Annotated in this window: 21 protein-coding genes and 1 tRNA gene; 10 read left to right on the top strand and 12 right to left on the bottom strand. The window is 66.1% G+C overall.

Going from position 1 to position 19,122, the window contains the following annotated elements; all coding sequences use genetic code 11:
* The first annotated feature begins 5 nt into the window (after positions 1 to 5).
* Entirely contained in the window at positions 6 to 791 is a 786-nt protein-coding gene (locus G5C33_RS18190; RefSeq protein WP_165328443.1) for an SDR family oxidoreductase, read from the top strand.
* A gap of 93 nt (positions 792 to 884) precedes the next feature.
* Here the strand turns inward: G5C33_RS18190 and G5C33_RS18185 are convergent.
* From G5C33_RS18185 to dapB, 4 genes are all read right to left on the bottom strand, one after another.
* Positions 885 to 961 (bottom strand) — tRNA-Arg (locus tag G5C33_RS18185).
* Positions 962 to 1,012: 51 nt separating this feature from the next.
* The gene (locus G5C33_RS18180) at positions 1,013 to 1,378 is read right to left on the bottom strand and encodes a hypothetical protein (protein ID WP_165328442.1); all 366 of its coding nucleotides are present in this window, start codon (positions 1,376 to 1,378) and stop codon (positions 1,013 to 1,015) included.
* Positions 1,375 to 2,058 carry an endonuclease III gene (gene nth, locus G5C33_RS18175; RefSeq protein ID WP_165328441.1) on the bottom strand — a complete coding sequence of 228 codons (684 nt, stop codon included), beginning with the start codon at positions 2,056 to 2,058 and terminating at the stop codon, positions 1,375 to 1,377. Before nth ends, G5C33_RS18180 begins: the two co-directional genes overlap by 4 nt.
* A 5-nt stretch (positions 2,059 to 2,063) precedes the next feature.
* Complete coding sequence (dapB, locus tag G5C33_RS18170; RefSeq protein WP_165328440.1) at positions 2,064 to 2,792, bottom strand: 4-hydroxy-tetrahydrodipicolinate reductase; 729 nt, start codon at positions 2,790 to 2,792, stop codon at positions 2,064 to 2,066.
* Between the two features lie 297 nt (positions 2,793 to 3,089).
* Here dapB and G5C33_RS18165 point away from each other — a divergent pair, with 297 nt between their 5' ends.
* Entirely contained in the window at positions 3,090 to 4,004 is a 915-nt protein-coding gene (locus G5C33_RS18165) for a hypothetical protein (protein ID WP_165328439.1), read from the top strand.
* Positions 4,005 to 4,017: 13 nt separating this feature from the next.
* Here the strand turns inward: G5C33_RS18165 and G5C33_RS18160 are convergent, their stop codons facing one another.
* Complete coding sequence (locus tag G5C33_RS18160) at positions 4,018 to 4,854, bottom strand: hypothetical protein (protein ID WP_165328438.1); 837 nt, start codon at positions 4,852 to 4,854, stop codon at positions 4,018 to 4,020.
* Between the two features lie 102 nt (positions 4,855 to 4,956).
* Between G5C33_RS18160 and G5C33_RS18155 the strand changes: the two genes are divergently transcribed.
* Positions 4,957 to 5,658: an NAD-dependent deacylase gene (locus G5C33_RS18155; protein WP_165328437.1), complete on the top strand. Its 702-nt coding sequence runs from the start codon at positions 4,957 to 4,959 to the stop codon at positions 5,656 to 5,658.
* 24 nt (positions 5,659 to 5,682) lie between these two features.
* On the opposite strand, the gene G5C33_RS18150 is transcribed toward G5C33_RS18155, so the two are convergent.
* From G5C33_RS18150 to acs, 3 genes are read right to left on the bottom strand one after another with little or no spacing between them, the layout of a single operon-like run.
* Positions 5,683 to 5,994 carry a DUF6665 family protein gene (locus G5C33_RS18150; protein WP_165328436.1) on the bottom strand — a complete coding sequence of 104 codons (312 nt, stop codon included), beginning with the start codon at positions 5,992 to 5,994 and terminating at the stop codon, positions 5,683 to 5,685.
* Positions 5,995 to 6,031: 37 nt separating this feature from the next.
* Positions 6,032 to 6,547: an O-acetyl-ADP-ribose deacetylase gene (locus tag G5C33_RS18145; protein WP_165328435.1), complete on the bottom strand. Its 516-nt coding sequence runs from the start codon at positions 6,545 to 6,547 to the stop codon at positions 6,032 to 6,034.
* Positions 6,540 to 8,480, bottom strand: a complete 1,941-nt coding sequence (acs, locus tag G5C33_RS18140) for an acetate--CoA ligase (RefSeq protein WP_165328434.1) — start codon at positions 8,478 to 8,480, stop codon at positions 6,540 to 6,542. The genes G5C33_RS18145 and acs overlap by 8 nt, the downstream gene beginning before the upstream one ends.
* A 161-nt stretch (positions 8,481 to 8,641) precedes the next feature.
* Between acs and G5C33_RS18135 the strand changes: the two genes are divergently transcribed.
* From G5C33_RS18135 to G5C33_RS18120, 4 genes are read left to right on the top strand one after another with little or no spacing between them, the layout of a single operon-like run.
* Positions 8,642 to 10,126 (top strand): efflux transporter outer membrane subunit, encoded by a 1,485-nt coding sequence (locus tag G5C33_RS18135; RefSeq protein ID WP_165328433.1) that lies wholly within the window; start codon positions 8,642 to 8,644, stop codon positions 10,124 to 10,126.
* Positions 10,126 to 11,457: an efflux RND transporter periplasmic adaptor subunit gene (locus tag G5C33_RS18130; protein ID WP_165328432.1), complete on the top strand. Its 1,332-nt coding sequence runs from the start codon at positions 10,126 to 10,128 to the stop codon at positions 11,455 to 11,457. Before G5C33_RS18135 ends, G5C33_RS18130 begins: the two co-directional genes overlap by 1 nt.
* Complete coding sequence (locus G5C33_RS18125; protein WP_165328431.1) at positions 11,450 to 12,166, top strand: ABC transporter ATP-binding protein; 717 nt, start codon at positions 11,450 to 11,452, stop codon at positions 12,164 to 12,166. Before G5C33_RS18130 ends, G5C33_RS18125 begins: the two co-directional genes overlap by 8 nt.
* Positions 12,166 to 13,368: an ABC transporter permease gene (locus G5C33_RS18120; protein WP_165328430.1), complete on the top strand. Its 1,203-nt coding sequence runs from the start codon at positions 12,166 to 12,168 to the stop codon at positions 13,366 to 13,368. The genes G5C33_RS18125 and G5C33_RS18120 overlap by 1 nt, the downstream gene beginning before the upstream one ends.
* 156 nt (positions 13,369 to 13,524) lie before the next feature.
* Here the strand turns inward: G5C33_RS18120 and G5C33_RS18115 are convergent, their stop codons facing one another.
* Both G5C33_RS18115 and G5C33_RS18110 read right to left on the bottom strand, forming a co-directional pair.
* Positions 13,525 to 14,106, bottom strand: a complete 582-nt coding sequence (locus tag G5C33_RS18115; protein WP_165328429.1) for a nucleotidyltransferase family protein — start codon at positions 14,104 to 14,106, stop codon at positions 13,525 to 13,527.
* A complete protein-coding gene (locus G5C33_RS18110) occupies positions 14,096 to 15,010 on the bottom strand; it encodes an XdhC family protein (protein WP_165328428.1) in 915 nt (304 codons plus the stop codon). Before G5C33_RS18110 ends, G5C33_RS18115 begins: the two co-directional genes overlap by 11 nt.
* Positions 15,011 to 15,173: 163 nt before the next feature.
* On the opposite strand from G5C33_RS18110, the gene G5C33_RS18105 reads away from it, so the two are divergent.
* Both G5C33_RS18105 and G5C33_RS18100 read left to right on the top strand, forming a co-directional pair.
* Positions 15,174 to 16,256 (top strand): glycerophosphodiester phosphodiesterase, encoded by a 1,083-nt coding sequence (locus tag G5C33_RS18105; RefSeq protein ID WP_165328427.1) that lies wholly within the window; start codon positions 15,174 to 15,176, stop codon positions 16,254 to 16,256.
* A 13-nt stretch (positions 16,257 to 16,269) separates the two neighbouring features.
* Positions 16,270 to 16,542 (top strand): hypothetical protein, encoded by a 273-nt coding sequence (locus tag G5C33_RS18100; RefSeq protein ID WP_165328426.1) that lies wholly within the window; start codon positions 16,270 to 16,272, stop codon positions 16,540 to 16,542.
* 219 nt (positions 16,543 to 16,761) lie between these two features.
* On the opposite strand, the gene G5C33_RS18095 is transcribed toward G5C33_RS18100, so the two are convergent.
* Positions 16,762 to 17,538: an esterase/lipase family protein gene (locus G5C33_RS18095; protein ID WP_228275127.1), complete on the bottom strand. Its 777-nt coding sequence runs from the start codon at positions 17,536 to 17,538 to the stop codon at positions 16,762 to 16,764.
* Positions 17,475 to 18,122: a TIGR02117 family protein gene (locus G5C33_RS18090; protein WP_228275126.1), complete on the bottom strand. Its 648-nt coding sequence runs from the start codon at positions 18,120 to 18,122 to the stop codon at positions 17,475 to 17,477. Before G5C33_RS18090 ends, G5C33_RS18095 begins: the two co-directional genes overlap by 64 nt.
* A gap of 85 nt (positions 18,123 to 18,207) precedes the next feature.
* On the opposite strand from G5C33_RS18090, the gene phhA reads away from it, so the two are divergent.
* Entirely contained in the window at positions 18,208 to 19,089 is an 882-nt protein-coding gene (gene phhA / locus G5C33_RS18085) for a phenylalanine 4-monooxygenase (protein WP_165328425.1), read from the top strand.
* Positions 19,090 to 19,122 lie beyond the last annotated feature (33 nt).

The raw sequence follows: 19,122 nt of genomic DNA, 5'->3' as shown, positions 1-19,122 counted from the left end.
CCAGCATGACATTCTCGCTCGACCAGTTCCGGCTCGACGGCAAGGTGGCGGTAGTGACCGGCGCGGGCGGCCGCGGCAATTCGATCGGCGCGGCCTATGCCAAGGGACTCGCCGAAGCGGGCGCCTCGGTCGTGGTCGCGGACCTCAACAAGGCAGGTGCGCAAGCCGTCGCCGAAGAGATCGAGGCGAGCGGCGGCAAGGCCGCAGCGGTCGAAGTCGATGTCGCCAGCGAAGACTCGACCAGGGCGATGGCCGCCGCGGCGGTCGAGGCGTTCGGCGGGGTCGACATCCTGGTCAACAACGCCGCGCTGATGGTCGATATCAGCTATGACAATTTCGAAACCGTCAGCATGGACGCCTGGCACAAGGCGTTCGCCGTCAATCTTGACGGCGCCTTGCTCTGCGCCCGCGCGGTGATCCCCTCGATGCGCGAACGCGGCGGCGGGCGGATCATCAACCAGACGTCAGGCGGCGCCTTCCCGGCCTCGGGCCTTTACGGCATCACCAAGCTCGCGCTGGTCGGTCTCACCACCAGCCTCGCCAAGCAGTTCGGCAAGGAAGGCATTACCTGCAACGCGATCGCGCCGGGCAATGTCACCTCGGATGCGGGCAAGATGCTCGTCCCCGACGATTCGCCCTTCATCAAGTTCCTCGAAATGGCCTGCGCGCTGCGCGCCCGTGGCGCGCCCGACGAACTGGTCGGAACGCTGCTGCTGCTCTGCTCGGACGCCGGCCAGTGGATCACCGGCCAGACCATCCATGTCGACGGCGGCTGGGTGCTGCGGCCGTAACGGCAAAGCAAGGCCCCGAGGCGGCAAGCGTAAGAGGTAACGCCGCTATCCGCCGAAAACGCACATGGCGGCTCGGGCTGGAGCGAGGAAAAATGGCGCACCCGACAGGATTCGAACCTGTGGCCTCTGCCTTCGGAGGGCAGCGCTCTATCCAGCTGAGCTACGGGTGCCTTGCCTCTGGATAGGCGCGCCTAGCAAAGCCCGCGCGCCTGCGCCAGCGCTTAGTTGCCTGCCAGCGTCACCGGCTGAAACTTGCCCAGTCCGCAGGTCGCGCCGCGCATCAGGCCGGGCTGATGGATCACGGTGATCGTGTCGAGCGAACAGAGCTGCGTGGTGTGCAGCTCGTACATGATGGTGCGATTGGCGTTGAGGCCGGGGCAGCGCATCCGCAATTCGTTGCGATAGACCTTGCCGCCCATCATGTGGAAATCGATCACCCGGTCGCTTTCGACGCGGGTGTGGTTGATCCGGTGCGCCGAGATACAGTCGACCGCTTCGCCGGCGGGCGTCGCTTCGGGAACGTCCTGCGCGGCGGGGGCGGCGCCGATCAGCATCAGGACGGGGGCCAGAAACAGGGCTTTCATCATGCGTTCCTCTTCTTCGCTTCGCCGCTCTTGGCGCGCTTCGCGTCGTGAGGCGGCGTCTTCGGCTTGAACGCGCACAGATCGGCGACGTTGCATCGCCAGCATTCAGGGGTCCGAGCCTTGCACACATATCTGCCATGCAGGATTAACCAGTGATGAGCGTGCAGGCGAAAGGGCTGCGGCACTGCCTTTTCCAGCTTCTTTTCCACCGCCAGCGGTGTCTTGCCCGGGGCGAGGCCGGTGCGATTGCCGACGCGGAAGATATGCGTGTCGACCGCGAAGGTCTCCTGCCCGAAGGCCACGTTCATCACGACGTTGGCGGTCTTGCGCCCGACGCCGGGGAGCTGCTCGAGCGCGTCGCGATCGGCGGGCACCGCGCTGCCGTGCTCGGCGATCAGCTTTTCGCTCAGCGCGATGACGTTCTTTGCCTTGCTGTTGAACAGGCCGATCGTCTTGATGTGCTCCTTGAGCCCGTCCTCGCCGAGCGCGACCATCTTTTCGGGCGTGTCGACTTGCGCGAACAGCCGCCGAGTCGCCTTGTTCACCCCCGCATCGGTCGCCTGCGCCGACAGCACGACGGCGACGAGGAGCGTATAGTCGTTGACCGATTCGAGCTCGGTTTCCGGGTGCGGATTGGCCTCGGCCAGCCGCGCGAAGAATTCGACGATATCAGCCTTTTTCAAAGCGGTTACAGCCCCAGAACCGCGCCCATGTCGTAGCGCCCGGCGGGCTGTTTCGCGAGCCACATGGCCGCGCGCACGGCGCCGCGCGCGAAGATCGCGCGATCGTCGGCGCGATGCGTCAGTTCGATCCGCTCGCCATTGCCCGCGAAGACGACGCTGTGATCGCCGACCACGCTGCCGCCGCGCAGCGAGGCGAGACCGACCGTGCCGCTCGCGCGCGCGCCGGTGAGCCCCGCGCGGCCGATCACGCCCGCTTCGGTAAACGTGCTGCCGATCCCCCCGGCCGCCGCCTCGCCGAGCATCAGCGCGGTGCCCGACGGCGCATCGACCTTGTTGCGGTGATGCATCTCGACGATTTCGATGTCCCAGTCGGTGCCGAGCCGCTGTGCCGCTTCGCGCACCAGTTTCGCCAGCAGCGCGATGCCGAGCGAGGTATTGCCCGTCTGCAGCACGCCGATCTCGCCCGCCGCCGCGTCGATCGCCGCCTGATGCGCGGAAGTGAGCCCGGTGGTGCCGATGACAATCGGCGTCTTCGCCGCGCGCGCGGCGGCGAGATGCGCCTCGATCGCGGGGGCGGCGGAGAAATCGACCAGCACGTCGCACTGCTTGGCCAGTTCGAGCGGATCATCGCCGATATCAGCGCCGCCGCAGATCATCGCGCCTTCTTCCGGCGCGACATTCGCGATCGCCTGACCCATGCGGCCGAGACTGCCGTAAATCCCCAGCTTCGTCATGCCGCAACGCTCCCCCAATCCGGCGAAAAGAGACAAAAGAGACGGCACGTCCCCCCTGATTTCCCCTGCCCGCAACGGCGAAGGGAAAGCGTGGCGCGACGGCGCGAGGCGAGGATGCACATCATCGCCAGCCCTGTGGCACAAAGGGGGCGTGTAGGACAGGGGGGAAAGGGGGCGTGTGGCTTCCGGCAACGGCGGCGCGCAGATTGGCCTGCTGCCTCATAGAATTGCGTCGGCGGCCGATGTCGGCAATGATTTCGGCAGGAGAACGGATGAAAATGCGAGGCTTACGCGACCATGAGCAAATGGGATTATAATTCAGTCATCAATACGCTTACCTATCTCGATGTCTCGTCGGCCAATGCGAAGCTCCGCCGCATCGAGAACGAGTTGAGCCGGCCGGTACGCGACCCCGTGGCCGACCGCGAAGGGCTCGCCTATATGGCGAACTTCAAGCTGGAACAGATCTTCGACAAGCTTCTGGCGCGTGATCGCAACATGGAGCGCGACGGATCGGCGCGCGAATATCTGGAAACCGAGCTGCTGACGCTCGAAGTCATCGACCATGACCCCGAGGATTTCGACCGGCCGAACTATGCGACCAAGGTCGACCATCTGCGTCAGGATCTCCTCTATCGCCGCAAGAAGCTCGCCGAGAAGTTCGGACCCGAGGGGCAGCGCTATGTCGAGGACCTGATTCAGCTTCCCTATCTGATCCACAAGACCCGACAGGGCTATGTCTATGAAGCCGCCTACCAGGCACAGAAAGGCAGCTGGCTGCTCGGTGGGGCGGGTGTTGCGCTCTATGCCGTCGGACTGGTGCTGATTGTCATCGCGGCGCTGATGCCGACCATCTGGGATGGGATGCTGCTCGGTATGATGGATGGCAATGCCAGCTATTTCCTCGCGCCCGTGCTGATGGTGGCGGGGCTGGGCGTCGTTGGCGCCACAGCGGTTTTGCGCTTTCTGTCGCAGGCGCGGGTCAAGGCTGGGATAAACGCGGCGAAGAAGCGGGCCGGCTATGCAGGCAATGTTGCGTTGCTGCGCGGAAAGGCCGCGAAGGACCGGGCATATTACAACAGCTCGCCCTTCGGGCCGAACACAGCCGATCGGCATAGCGTCCCCGCCGAAACCCAGTCGGAAAAGCTGGAAGCGATCGCGGTGCTCGAGCGCCAGCTTACCGAGGCGCAACGCTGGCTGGAGGCCAACTAGCCGCCGGTAGGGGTCAGTCGAACACCCGGCCCCAGCCGTCATTCTCGCGATAGGCGATCAGCGTGGCGAGAAATGCTACCTTGTCGACATATTCGTCATGCGTCAGCGGCTCGCCATCGTAATTCCAGGCATCCATTTCGCCCTGGGCCTGTCGCTTTGCGCGCATCGTGTCCAGGCTTCGTGCGATGACCGGTTCCAGATCGATGTCGCTGCGGCGCCGGAAATATTCCAGATAGCAGGGGTTCTGAAAGTCGATGCCGACATCCAGTTCGGCATAATTGTCGCTTTCGCTCAGAAACCGATGGTCCTCTTCGCCCCGCAGGCAGTTTGGCGGTCCTCCCAGCTGGCTCGGGCCATAGCGCCGCATCCGTTTCGGAATCGTCGCATCGGCCTCTTCCTGCCGTTCGACGACATTTTCGAAGAACGCCATCGCGTCTTCGTCACGGCCCATATGGTGGAGGATGTTGGCCAGGCCGAGCAGGTCGCCCGCCTTTCGCTCGCTCAGGCCGGCACCGAGTATCTCGCGCTTGCCCTGTTCGAAGACCGTGTCGAGCTGGCTGCGATAATCCTCGTTGGTATCGATGAACCGCAGCGCCCAGACCCATTGCTGGTTGAGCTTGCGCGAATAGGGTGCGTCCGTGGGGCCATAGGCCTCGTCAAACGCCTGGCGTGCGCATTCCGCGTCCATCTGACGCACGCATTCCTCGCCGGGCACGGGATCGTAGCGATAGGATGTCCAGTCGGCATAGGCGGGGACGAACTTGAACGCGACAAATGCCGCGGCGCCGATCGCAAGCAAGTCGATCACCCCGAAATTGCTGCCAGTCGGATTCTTCTTTTTTGCCGCCATCGGATCCCCCTGTTGCCTTTTGGCTGATCTTGGCGGCGTTCTTGCGCTGCCGCAAGTTTGGCGGCGCTTGGGCGGGCGTCGTGCCTGCGTTAGAGTTGGGGGATGGCCAGCATTCGCAACATCGTCATTCTCACCGGCGCTGGGATTTCCGCCGAAAGCGGCGTCGCCACCTTTCGCGGGCCGGACGGATTGTGGGAGGGGCATCGCGTAGAGGATGTCTGCACGCCCGAAGCGATCGCGCGCGATCCGGGGTTGGTGCACCAGTTCTACGATATGCGCCGCGCCAAGCTCGGCGAAGTTCAGCCCAATCCGGCGCATCATGCGCTCGCAAAGCTCGATGCCGAATGGCGGGGCGAGTTGCTGATCGTCACGCAGAATGTCGATGACCTGCACGAGCGGGCCGGGGCCAGGCGGACGCTGCACATGCATGGCGAGCTGCTCTCGGCGCTGTGCGCGCGGTGCGGCGCGCGGCGGCCCTGGCGCGAGGCGATGCCGCCGGGGCAGGCGTGCGGCGCGTGCGGGATGGAAGCGCTGCGGCCCGACATCGTCTTCTTCGGCGAAGTGCCGTATCGGATGGACGAGATCGAAGTCGCGCTGGCGCAGGCTGACTTGTTCGTTTCGATCGGGACGTCGGGGGCGGTCTATCCGGCCGCAGGGTTCGTCCAGCTCGCCAATCATTATGGCGCGCAAACGCTCGAGCTCAATCTGGAGCCGTCCGAAGGCAGCCACTGGTTCGACGAGAGCCGGATGGGGCCGGCCGGGGTGCTGGTGCCGGCATGGGTGGACGAGGTGCTGGCGGGTTGAGTTCCTCCCTTTGCAGGGCAGGAGTCAGCGAACGCCCATCCGCACGATCACCGCGCGCGGGGCGCCGAGCTGCGCGAGCGCACCGTCGCTGTCGCGCAGGCCGCAGAGTTCGCGCTGGATGACGAAGCCATAGGCGGCGTCGGCGGCGGCGCGCAGGGCCTGCGCGCGTTCCGTATCGTCGGTGGCTTCCGCCAGCGCGGCGAGGCGTTCCTTGAGCTTGCGCTTGGTGTCGGCGAGCGCCTCTGCCTTTTCCTGGATGACTTCGGCCGCGACTGCCGCGACGGCGCCTTCGGGGTCGAGGCGCCCAGCGATGCGGTCGGGCAGGCTGCGGGTCATTCGCGGTAATTTAGGGCGATGCGCCGGGCGCTGCAACTTAGCCGAGCACGCTGCGATAGGCGTTGGTAACGTCCGGCGCGAAGGTGCAGAAGCTGACCTCGAGAGCCGGATCTATGGTAAGCGCCGCACGGGCCTCCGCCACCGCGATCCGGGCTGCATGTTCGATCGGAAAGCGATAGATGCCGCACGATATTGCGGGGAAGGCGATCGACTTCATTTCCTGCTCGCGTCCGATGGCGAAGCAGCGCCGGTAGCAGGAGGCAAGGAGATCCGACTCGCCATTGTCGCCGCCACGCCAGACCGGGCCGACCGTGTGAATGATCCACCGCGCTGACAGGCGATAGCCGCCGGTGAGTTTCGCGTCACCGGTCTTGCATCCGCCGAGCGCATAGAGCTTGCGACATTCCTCGAGCAGGCCCGGCCCGGCCGCGCGATGGGTCGCGCCGTCGACGCCGCCGCCGCCGAGCAGCGAGCTGTTGGCGGCGTTTACGATTGCATCGACTTCGAGGCGCGTAATGTCGCCTTCGACCAGCGCGATCCGTTCGTCAGGCATGCACCACGCGATTCTCGACCAGATCGTCGACCACCGCCGGGTCGGCGAGGGTGCTGGTGTCGCCCAGGCTCGACACGTCGTTTTCGGCGATCTTGCGCAGGATGCGGCGCATGATCTTGCCCGAGCGGGTCTTGGGCAGACCCGGCGCGAATTGCAGTGCGTCGGGCGTGGCGATCGGGCCGATTTCGCTGCGGACCCATTTGATCAGCTCGCCGCGCAGTTCCTCGCCCGGCTCGCACCCGGCGTTGAGCGTGACATAGGCGTAGATGCCCTGGCCCTTCACGGCATGCGGCATGCCGACCACGGCAGCCTCGGCGACCCTGGGATGCGCGACCAGCGCGCTTTCCACCTCGGCGGTGCCCATGCGGTGGCCCGACACATTGATCACATCGTCGACGCGGCCGGTGATCCAGTAATAGCCGTCCTCGTCGCGGCGGCATCCGTCGCCGGTGAAATATTTGCCCTTGTAGGTCGTGAAATAGGTTTCGAAGAAGCGCGCGTGATCGTTCCACACGGTGCGCATCTGCCCCGGCCAGCTGCGCGCGATCACCAGATTGCCCTGAGTCGCGCCGTGCAGGATATTGCCGTCGGGATCGACCAGTTGCGGATCGATGCCCGGAAGCGGCCTGGTGGCGCTTCCGGGTTTCAGGTCGGTCGCGCCGGGCAGCGGGGCGATCATCGCGCCGCCGGTCTCGGTCTGCCACCAGGTGTCGATGATCGGGCAGCGCCCGTCGCCCGCGACATCGTGATACCAGCGCCATGCTTCGGGATTGATCGGCTCGCCGACCGTGCCGAGCAGCCGCAGCGAGGCACGGCTGGTCGCTTTCACATACTCGTCGCCGTCCTTCATCAGCGCGCGCAGCGCGGTGGGGGCGGTGAACAGCGTGTTGACCTGATGCTTGTCGACAACCTGCCAGATGCGGCTGGCGTCGGGCCAGTTGGGCACGCCTTCGAACATCACTGTCGTCGCGCCGTTGGCGAGCGGGCCGTAGAGGATATAGCTGTGCCCGGTGACCCAGCCGATATCGGCGGCGCACCAGAAGACCTCGCCTTCGCGATAGTCGAAACAGAGTTCGTGGGTGAGGCTCGCCCAGAGCAGATATCCACCGCTGGTGTGGAGCACGCCCTTGGGCTTGCCGGTCGATCCCGAGGTGTAGAGGATGAACAGCGGGTCCTCGGCGTCCATCGGCTCGGGCGGGCAATCGTCCGAAACATCGGCGGCCGCCTCGTGATACCAGATGTCGCGGCCTTCGGTCATCGTCACGTCGCCGCCGGTCGACTGGACGACGATCACTTTTTCGAGCGCCGGAGCATGGCCCGCCGCGGCATCGACATTGGCCTTTAGCGGCGTGCGCCGCCCGCCGCGCCGCCCTTCGTCGGCGGTGATGCAGACGGTCGAATCGCAATCGGTGATGCGCCCGGCGAGCGCCTCGGGCGAGAAGCCGGCGAAGACGACCGAATGGATCGCCCCGATCCGCGCGCAGGCGAGCACCGCGAACGCGGCCTCCGGGATCATCGGCAAGTAGATGGTGACGCGGTCGCCCTTCCTGACGCCCTGCGCCTTCAGCACATTGGCGAACCGGCAGACTTCGCGATGCAGCTCGAGATAGCTGAGCCGGATCGGCGCCATGTCGGGATCGTCGGGTTCCCAGATGATCGCAGTCGCCGCGCCGCGCTTCTTCAGATGGCGGTCGATGCAGTTCGCCGCGACGTTCAGCTTGCCGTCGGCAAACCAGCTGATGTGGAAATCCTCTTCGTCGAACGACCAGTCGCCGGCGAGTTCGGGGCGCTTGATCCAGTCGAGCCGCCGCGCCTGTTCCAGCCAGAAACTGCCCGGATCGGCGAGCGAAAGCCCGTACATCTTCTCATAGCCCGCCGCGTCCAGCCGGGCGCGCTTCGCCCATTCTTCGGGTACGGGATAGATGTCGCTCATGCCTGTGCCTCCGCTGGTCGCTCCCCCGCGCCTCCATGCCCCTGCGGGCGCGTCGAGCGCAAGCCAAGATCGGCGACGCGCCGCCGCCGAACTGCGCGCCGATACATTTTGCGACAAATTTTGCGTGGCATCGGCGACTGTTTTAGTTATGCAACGCACCCATGACCTTTCACAGAGTCGTACCGCTGATTCCCGGGCTGCTGCTTGCCGCTTGCGTGCAGGGGCCGGAATATCGTCCTGCGGCGCCTTCCGAGCTGGGCGTGCCGGACAGCTATTCGGTGCCCGCCGACGAAGCCGAGGCCGAGCGGCTGACGCAATGGTGGGAAAATTTCGACGATCCGATGCTCGCCGATCTGGTCGAGCGCGGGCGCGAGGCCAATCTCGATGTCGCGCAGGCGGTTGCGCGGCTTCGGCAGGCGCGCGAATCGCTGGTCCAGTCGCGCGCGTCGCTCTATCCCACGCTCGGCGCTTCGGGCGGCTATTCGCGCAGCGAGGCGCTGCGCGGCGGCACCACGACGACGACGCTGCCCGACGGCACAGTCACCTCCTACAGCCAGGGCGGCTCCAACAGCATCTCGCTCGGCGCCGATGCCAGTTATCAGGTGGACCTGTTCGGCGGCACGATCAGCGGCGTCGCCGCGTCGCGCGCCGATTACGCGGCCGCCGGTTTCGACTATGCGTCGGTACTGATTTCGGTCGAGGCGGAAATCGCGCGCAACTATGTCCAGGCGCGACTGCTCCAGGCGCAGCTCGACAATGCGCGCCGTTCGCTGACGATCCAGGACGACAATCTGGAAATCGCCGGGTTCCGCGTGCAGGCGGGACTGGTCTCCTCGCTCGACGCCGAACAGGCGCGGTCGCAGCGCGCGCAGACCGCGGCGACCATTCCCCAGCTCGAAGCCAGCTATAACGCCACGGTTTCGCGGCTCGCGGTGCTGCTGGGCCTGCCGCCGGGCGCGCTCAAGCAGGAACTGGCGGAAACGAAGGCGATCCCGCAGGGCCCGGGCAGTGTGTCGGTCGGCATTCCCGCCGATACGCTGCGCCAGCGCCCCGATATCCGCAGCGCCGAACGCAATCTTGCCGCCGCCACCGCGCGGATCGGCGTGGCGCGCGCGCAGCTTTTCCCGTCGCTCACCGTCGGCGGCAGCATCAATACCGGCGCCAGCAGCTTCGACACGCTGACCGATGTCATCACCGGGCGGCTGTTCGCCAATATCGCGCAGACCATTTTCGACGGCGGCCGCACCGGCAGCCAGATTCGCGCCAGCGAAGCCGCGGCGCAGGGCGCCTTCTTCGCCTACAAGCAGACGGTGCTGACTTCGCTCGAGGATATCGAGAACGCGCTGGCGGCACTGCGCAGCGCGCGCGAGCGCGAACGCTATTTTGCCGACGCGCTCGACGCGGCGAACAATGTCGCGATCCTTTCGCGCAGCCAGTATCGTACCGGGCTGACCGATTTCACGACGCTCAACCAGGCCGAAGCCTCGCTGCTCAGCGCGGGCAACGGCCTTGCCCAGGCGCGCGCCGATCAGGCGAGCGCCCTCATCCAGCTCTATCTCGCGCTCGGCGGCGGCTGGGACAGCTCGATTGTCCCCCAGGCCCCCGATGAACCGCTCGAGCCCTTGCCAACCAGTCAGGAACGCTGATGGCCGACGATCCCGAACTCGACGAATTCCTTGGTGCCAAGCGCAAGCCGCGCTGGCGGCGATTCCTGAGCCTGAAATGGATTTCCATTGCGATCGGCGTGCTGCTTCTGTTGCTGCTGATTGCGCGCTGCATGGCACCTGCGCCGCCGCCGAGCTACGCGACGGCCGAAGTGCAGCGCGGCCAGCTCAACGTCACCGTTTCGGCGACGGGCAAGCTGGCCCCGACCAACCAGGTCGATGTCGGTTCGGAAATTTCCGGGCTGGTCGATCGCGTGCTGGTCGAAGTCAATGATCGCGTCACCAAGGGCCAGCCGCTGGCGGTGATCGATCCCTCGCGGCTCGACGACCAGATCCGCCAGGGCGAAGCGTCGCTCAACGCCAATGTCGCGTCGGTCGCGCAGCAGCGCGCAACGCTGCAGGAAGCGCAGGCGCAGCTCGCACGGATGCAGGAAGTCGAACGGCTGTCGGGCGGCCGCGTGCCTTCGAAGACCGAAATGGAATCGGCCGAGGCCGCAGTGGCGCGCGCCCGCGCCAATCTGCGCGCGGCGCAGGCCAATGTCGCTTCGGCGCAGGCATCGCTCTCGGCAAGCCGAACCGAGCGGTACAAGGCGGTGATCCGCTCGCCCGTCAACGGCGTGGTGCTCGCGCGGCAGGTCGATGCCGGCCAGACGGTCGCCGCTTCGTTCAACGTCGCGACGCTGTTCGTGATCGCGGAGGATCTGACCAGCATGAAGCTGGAAGTCGCGGTCGACGAAGCCGATGTCGGCGAAGTCGCGCCGGGTCAGAAGGCCAGCTTCACGGTCGATGCCTTTCCCGGCCGGACCTTCCCGGCGGAAATCCAGCGCGTTGACCTCGGCTCGAACCTGTCGGCGCAGGGCAGTTCCTCGACGACGAGCAGCGCGGCCAGCGCTTCGCAGGTGGTTTCCTATGCCGCGGTGCTGACCGTCGACAATCCCGATCTGATCCTGCGCCCGGGCATGACCGCGACCGCGACGATCCAGACCGACTCGCGCGACAATGTGCTGCTGATCCCCAACGGCGCGCTGCGCTTCAAGCCGAGCGAGGGCCCGGAATCGGGCGGCGGCGGATTCCAGATGCGCTTCGGCCCCAATCGCGGCGAACAGCAAAAGGAAATCGGCGAAGGCAGCCGCCAGACCATCTATGTGCTGGGCGAGGACGGCAAGCCGCAGCCCGTGCAGGTCGTCACCGGCGCGAGCGACGGCAGCCGTACCGAAGTGCGCGGCGAGGACCTCAAGGCAGGCATGCAGGTGATCGTCGGCGTCCGTTCGGCCGCCGCCGCCGCTGCCGCCGATGCGGGCGACGATGACTGATCCGCTCATTCGGCTGGAAGGCGTTACCAAGACCTTCGGGGAAGGGGCGACTGCGTTCCAGGCGCTGAAAGGCGTCGACATGACCGTCGAGCGCGGCGATTTCATCGCGGTGATGGGCGCCTCGGGCTCGGGCAAGTCGACGACGATGAACATCCTGGGCTGTCTCGACGTGCCTTCGGGCGGGGCCTATCTGTTCCGCGGCGTCCATGTCGAAAAGCTTGATCGCGACCAGCGCGCGCTGCTGCGGCGGCGCTATCTCGGCTTCGTCTTTCAGGGGTTCAACCTGCTCGCGCGCACCACCGCGCTCGAAAATGTCGAGCTGCCGCTGCTCTATCGCGGCGAGAACCGCAAGCTGCGCTACGACATGGCGATGGCCGCGCTCGACAAGGTCGGGCTGGCGCCGTGGGCCGATCACACGCCGGCGGAGCTGTCGGGTGGCCAGCAGCAGCGCGTCGCCATTGCGCGCGCGATCGTTACGCAGCCCGATGTGCTGCTCGCCGACGAACCGACCGGCAATCTCGACAGCGAACGCTCGATCGAGATCATGGAGCTGCTTTCTTCGCTCAATCGCGACAGCGGCATCACCGTGCTGATGGTCACGCACGAGCCCGACATGGCCGAATTCGCGCGCACCATCGTCCATTTCAAGGACGGGCTGGTCGAGCGGGTGGACCGCAATCCCGGCCGCGCTCCGGCGGAGGCGCGCTGATGCTCTATACGACGATCCTGTTGTCGCTGCGCGAAATCGCCCGGCACAAGCTGCGTTCGTTCCTGACAACGCTCGGCATCATCATCGGTGTCTTCTCGGTCATCACGATGGTGACTCTGGGCAACGGCATTTCCGCTTCGGTGCAGGAATCGATCAGTTCGCTCGGCACCAACACGCTGACCATCTTCCCCAGTTCCAGCAGCGGCCGCGGCGGCGGCGCGCCGCCCCCCTCGTTCGACCAGGACGATATCGACGCGCTGCGCGAACAGATTGGCGGCGTCCGATCGGTGGCCGGGCAGGTCACGTCGTCCGCGCTTGCGGTGCGCAACGCGCAGAACTGGACGACGACGATCACCGGATCGAGCAACGAATATTTCGATTCGCAGAATCTGGAATTCGCCAGCGGTCGCCCCTTTACGCAGGCCGAGCAGGTTGCCGGCAAGGCAGTGTGCGTCATCGGCGACACGATCCGCGAAAACCTGTTCTCCGACGGCGACGCCGCCGGGCAGCGCTTCCGCCTCGGCAGCGTCAGCTGCGAAGTCGTCGGCGTGCTCGAAAAGCGTGACAGCGGCGGGTTCAACGATCCGAACAATTCGGTCGTGATGCCGATCAAGGCGGTCCAGCGCCGCTTCACCGGCAATCAGGACATCCGCGCGATGATCGTGTCGGTGCAGGACGGTTTCGACACCGATACGGTGAAACAGTCGATCACCGCGCTGCTGCGCGAGCGGCGGCATCAGCGCGCCGGCCAGCCGGACAATTTCAACATCTTTGACAGCGCCGAATTCGCCGCGACCGTGACCCAGCAGACGCAGCAGATGACGATGTTCGTCGCGGCGATCGCGGCGGTCAGCCTGCTCGTCGGCGGGATCGGGATCATGAACATCATGCTGGTGTCGGTGACCGAGCGGACGCGCGAGATCGGTATCCGCCTTGCCATCGGCGCGCTGGGAAAGGAAGTGCTGCTGCAATTCCTGGTCGAGGCAGTCGCGCTTTCGTGTCTCGGCGGGCTGATCGGAATCGTGATTGCCTTCTTCACCAGCTGGTGGGCGTCCTCGGCGCTCAGCATTCCCTTCGCCTTTGATCCGTCGATCAACACGCTGAGCTTCGCCATATCGGCACTGACCGGCGTGGTGTTCGGCTATTTTCCCGCGCGCCGCGCCGCCCGGCTCAACCCGATCGACGCACTGCGGCACGAATAAAGTTCCTCCCCCGAGCTTGTCTCGGGGAGGGGGACCGCGCTGCGCAGCAGCGTGATGGAGGGGCAAGGCTTCAAGCGCATCGTTTGCCGCTTTACCCCTCCACCACCAGCCTGCGGCTGGCGGTCCCCCAGCGAGCTGGGGGGGGAATTTACTGATTCAATCCACGCCGTATTTTTCCCGCAGCGCGGCCAGATCCCCGGGCGTATCGATATCCACCAGCTCGGCGGGCGAGGCGATGACGTGATGCCCCGCGCGGACCAGCGCGCGGGCGCCCTGGTCGCCCTGTTGCGATTCGAGCGCATCGAAATGGCTCGCGCCGAACAGCGCGGGCGGGCAGGGGGCGTGGCCGTCGCTTGATGCGACCACTGCATCGGGGCCATCGGCTTCGTCCAGCAGCCGCCAGACATGCGCCGCAGTAACGCGCGGCATGTCGGCGAGCGCGACCAGCACGGCGCGCGCGCCCAGTTCGCGGGCTGCGCGCGTGCACAGTGCCAGCGAATGCGACTGGCCGCTTTCCGGCGTGTCATTGTGAACGACGCGATAGCCGCGCGCGGCGAAATCGAGGCTGGTTCCCGAAACCACTGCGACGCGCGCCTGGAACGGCACGGCCTCGAGCGCGGTGACGACGTGAAAGGCGAGCGGCTGGTGCAGGAAATGCTGTTCCAGCTTGTCGGTATCGCCGAACCGCCGCGAACGGCCGGCGGCGAGCAGCATCAGCACGACGTCCTCAGCGCGCATCGCGAAACGCCTTGACCATACCGGCGGCGATCGAAAGCGCGATTTCGGCGGGTCCCACCGCGCCGATATCGATTCCCGCCGGGCCGTCGATCCGGGCGAGATCGGTCGCGGCGACGCCCGCCGCCGCGAGTCGTTCGAGCCGCGCGGCATGGCTCTTGCGCGATCCCAGCGCGGCGACATAGCCGGTGTCGGCCGCGAGCGCCGCGATCAGCGCGGCGTCGTCGATCTTGGGATCGTGGCTCAGCGTCACCACCGCCGTCGCGCCGCCGGGATTCCATGCCTCCACCGCTTCGTCGGGCCAGCGATCGTCGAGCGTCGTCCCGGGGAAACGCTCCTCGGTCAGGAAACGCCCGCGCGGATCGATCACCACTGTTTCGGTACCCAGCTCGCGCGCCAGCCCGGCCAGCGCCTGCGCGATCTGCACCGCGCCGACGATCAGCAGCCGATGCGGGGGCTGATAGCGATGAACGAAATCGCCCTTCTCGCCCGGCGCCGCGCGACCGCTGCGATAATCGAACGCGACCGGCAGCGTCTTTCCCGCCGCGCGTGCATCGGCGATGGCGTCGAACAGCTCGGGCGGGAAGCCATCGGCTGAAACCGGCTGGACGAACACGTCGATCTGGCCGCCGCACGGCAGCCCGACTTCCCACGCGGCGGCGTCGGCCACGCCGTAATTCTTCACGACGGCAGGCGCGCCCGCGATCACTTCGGCGGCGGTGGCGAGAATATCGGTCTCGACGCAGCCGCCCGACACCGACCCTTCGAACCGCCCGTCCGCATGCACCAGCATGTGCGATCCGCGCGGGCGCGGCGCTGAGCCCCAGGTCGTCACCACCGTCGCCAGCGCCATCTTCGCGCCGCGCCATTCGCGCGCGGCGGCGATTACTCGGTCATTTTCGCTCAAGGCTGTCGTGCTCCCGTCATATCGGCTGGTTAGGCGCAGGGGCGTTGCCACGGGAAACCCGCTGGCCCTGAGCCTGTCGAAGGGCCGTACTTCTTCTTTGCCGGCAGAGATAAGGAAGAACGGTGCTTCGACAAGCTCAGCACCAACGGGAGGAGTTGTCGGAATGCGAATTGCACATGCTATCCTTGCCTTGGCCGGGCTTCTGTGTGGCTGTACCCCGATCGAGGAAGCGCGTGTGATGACCAGCCTGCCCGAAACCCGGCCCATCGTCATCGCCCATCGCGGCGCGAGCGGCGAGCGGCCCGAACATACGCTGCTTTCCTATGATCTGGCGATCGATCAGGGCGCCGATTTCATCGAGCCCGATCTGGTGTCGACCAAGGACGGCGTGCTCGTGGCGCGGCACGAGAACAACATCACCGACACCACCGATGTCGCCGATCACGCCGAATTCGCCGACCGCAAGACGACGAAGACAATCGACGGGCGGCAGGAAACCGGCTGGTTCACTGAGGATTTCACCCTCGCCGAACTGCGCACGCTGCGCGCGAGGGAGCGGCTGCCACAGCTGCGCCCGGGCAATACCGCCTATGACGGGCAGGCGGCGATCCCGACCTTCGCCGAAGTGATCGCGCTGGCGCAGCGGCGCTCGGCCGAGTTGGGACGCGTGATCGGCGTCTATCCCGAAACCAAGCATCCCGGCTATTTCGCGTCGATCGGCCTGCCGCTCGAGCCCGCGCTGCTCGCCGCGCTGCGCGAGGCGGGATGGGACAGCGCTGAGGCGCCGGTGTTCATCCAGTCGTTCGAAGTCGCCAATCTGAAAGCCTTGCGCGCGGAGACTTCGGTCCGTCTCATCCAGCTGCTCGCGCCCGGGGGATCGCCGCCCGATGGCGGCACGGAAAGCTATGCGGCGATGATCACGCCAGAGGGTCTCGCCGAGATCGCCACCTATGCCTTCGGCATCGGCCCGGAAAAGCATATGATCCTGCCCGATTGGAACAGGGAACCGACCTCGCTGGTCGCAGATGCGCATGCGGCGGGGCTGCGCGTCCATCCCTGGACCTTCCGCGCCGAAAACATGTTCCTGCCGCAGCCGCTGCGCGGACCCGGAATTTCACCTGACGGAGCGATGGAGCGGGAAATTGCACGCTATATTGCAATCGGTGTCGATGGTTTCTTCACCGATTACCCGTATCGCGGAGTACAGGGACGCGCATCGGCACTGGAGCTGACCCGCGCGAGATGAACGGGGTGGACCAATGCGGAAATATCTCATGCCGGCAATTGCCGTGCTGCCGCTGCTGACCGGCGGCTGCGTCGCCAAGACCGTGTGGAATGTAGCGACGGCGCCCGTGCGCGCGACGTCGCAGGTGGTCGACTGGACGACGACGAGCCAGGAAGAGGCCGATCGCAACTATGGCCGCCGCGTGCGCGAAGAGGAACGCCAGGCGGGCCGCGACGCGCGCGAGGCATGCGAACGCGCCGCGCAGGAAGACCGCCGCCAGGGATACCGCCCGCGCGAGTGCGATTGAGGGTAGTTCCCGGGCCATAGCTTGCCGCGGGCGGAATATCCGCCGGACACTGTTCGAGAATCTACTCGTCGCCCCTGCGCAGGCAGGGGCTCATGTCTCTATCGTATCGCGAGACGGTCTGACACAGGGCAGTCCGTTCTTGTGTCCACGCGGATGCAGGACGCCACAGAGATAGGCCCCTGCCTGCGCAGGGGCGACGCGGTCAGCAGCCTTGCGCCGTTATTCGGCTTCCGCTTCCCCCGCCAGCGTCCGGGCGATCGCCAGCATCGCTTCGGGATGCATGTGGACGCCCAGATGTCCGCCGTCGATTTCGATCGCGCGGCATTCGCTGCCGTCGGGTTCGCGGCAGATCGCGCCGTTGACGAAGCCGTCCGAACGGCTCCAGATCGCAGTCGACGGCACCGGCAGCGGCGCGGCGGCTTCCTCGCGATTGGCGGCGACGGCGGGGTCGCCGATCTTCTCGCCGGTCAGCCATTCGAACGCGCGCCAGACATTGGTCGCGGTCGGCGGCCCGGCGAAGGGCGAGCTGACGGTGATCACTTCGCGCACCAGTTCGGTACGGCGATGCGCCATCAGCCGCGCCATGATCCCGCCCAGCGAAATGCCGATCAGCGTCACCGGCTCGCCGGTTTCGCCGAACAGCGCCTCGAGCCGCTTTTCGAGCAGCAGCGCGTCCTCGCCGATCGTCCTGGCGCCGCGATTGCGGCCCAGTTCCCAGCCATAGGCGCGATAGCCCAGCCGGTTGAGCCAGCGGCGCAGTACCGCCGTGGTCTTGTCGGTATTGCCCAGCCCCGGCAGTACCAGCACCGGGCGACCATCGCCGCGCGGCGCGGCGCGCAGCCTTTCCTGCGAAAGCGCGAGCGAGCCCAGCGTCACCGCGGCGCGCGGCAGTTCCGAAAGGAACAGGTGACGGGGCGGGGGCGCGTGCTTGGTCATGGCGAACTGGCATCCGGTTGCGGCATCCAGAACATCACCGATGCCGAGAGCGGTGTCCATGCGCCGATCGGAACCCCCGCTTCGCGCAACGCTTCGCCTGTCCAGTTATTGCACGTGCGCAGCAGATTGTAGCTGCCCTGCGCGGCATAAAAGGCGTCATGCTGGCCATAGCCGGGCCAGCTTTCGGGCAGATCGGCAAAGCTGGCGCGGATGAAGTCGGTCAGTCGGGCATATTCCGCCGGCGTCAGGATCAGCGCGCGGCGGTTGGGGCCGGTCGATGGTTCGGGCACATGTTCGACATGCAGCACCGTCTCGCCCATCCCCGCCATCGCCGCGAGCGTACGGCCCGGGCGCACGTCCCACCAGGTCGGCGTTTCCATGTAGAAATTGCGGTCGCCCCACCCGATCGCCAGCCAGCCATGCGCGGCATGGCGCGGATCGCGCAGGTCGCCGGGGCGCACCAGGTCGCGCCAGCCGATGCCGACGGCCTGCGCCGGAATGACGATGCCGGTATGGACACCATTGTCCTCGACGAAGACACGGATGCCGCTTTCGGGCGTTTCGCGTGCGGCATTGACCGGGATCAGCGTCCCGGCGAGCGCCGCCGCGTTCCACAGCGCGAAAAGCGCCGCGATTCCAAGCACCAGCCAGAGTAGGGCCCGCCAGGCCCGGGTCGCGATTCCGTTGCTGCCAATTCCCGCCATCACGACAATATGCTATGGGATTTCCATGATCCAGGAAACGCATGTTTTGGACCGCCCGCCCGAGGGTGCGGCGGCAGATTGGACGATCCCGCAAAACTGGGACGGCTATACACAGGAAGATCACGGCGTCTGGGACACGCTGCTCGAACGTCAGATGAAGCTGCTGCCCGGCCGCGCGGCGCAGGCCTATATGAACGGGTTGGAAGCGCTGCGCCTTTCCGAACGCGGCATTCCGAATTTCGAGGAATTATCCGAACGGCTGATGAAGCTCACCGGCTGGCAGGTTGTCGCGGTGCCGGGGCTGGTGCCCGATGACGTATTCTTCGAGCATATGGCCAATCGCCGCTTCGTCGCGGGCAATTTCATCCGCCGCCCCGACCAGCTCGACTACATCCAGGAGCCGGACGTGTTTCACGACGTGTTCGGCCATGTCCCGATGCTCGCCGATCCGCGCTTCGCCGATTATCTGGAGGCCTATGGCCGCGGCGGCCTGCGCGCGCTCGATCTCGGCATGCTCAAGCAGCTCGGGCGGCTTTACTGGTATACGGTGGAATTCGGGCTGGTGCGCGACGAGGAAGGGCTGCGCATCTATGGCTCGGGCATCGTGTCGAGCTCGGCGGAAAGCCGATTCGCGCTCGAAAGCGACAGCCCCAACCGGATCGGCTTCGACTTGCGCCGGGTGATGCGCACCGAGTACCGGATCGACGACTTTCAGCAGAATTATTTCGTCATCGACAGTTTCGACGACCTGCTGCGCCAGACCACCGAAACCGATTTCGCGCCGCTCTACGATTCGATCCGCGAACTGCCCGACATTCCGATCGCCGCGATCCTGGAGAAGGACGAAGTGATCACCCACGGCACGCAGGAATATGCGCGGAGCAAGGCAGAGGGTGAGGCGGTGTGACCCCTCTCGATCTCAAACGCCGTTTGCACTGAG

The sequence above is a fragment of the Sphingosinithalassobacter tenebrarum genome (assembly GCF_011057975.1).
GTDB lineage: Bacteria > Pseudomonadota > Alphaproteobacteria > Sphingomonadales > Sphingomonadaceae > Sphingomonas > Sphingomonas tenebrarum.
Note: the sequence above shows the minus strand (reverse complement) of the source record. Positions and strands in the feature narration are given on the sequence as shown.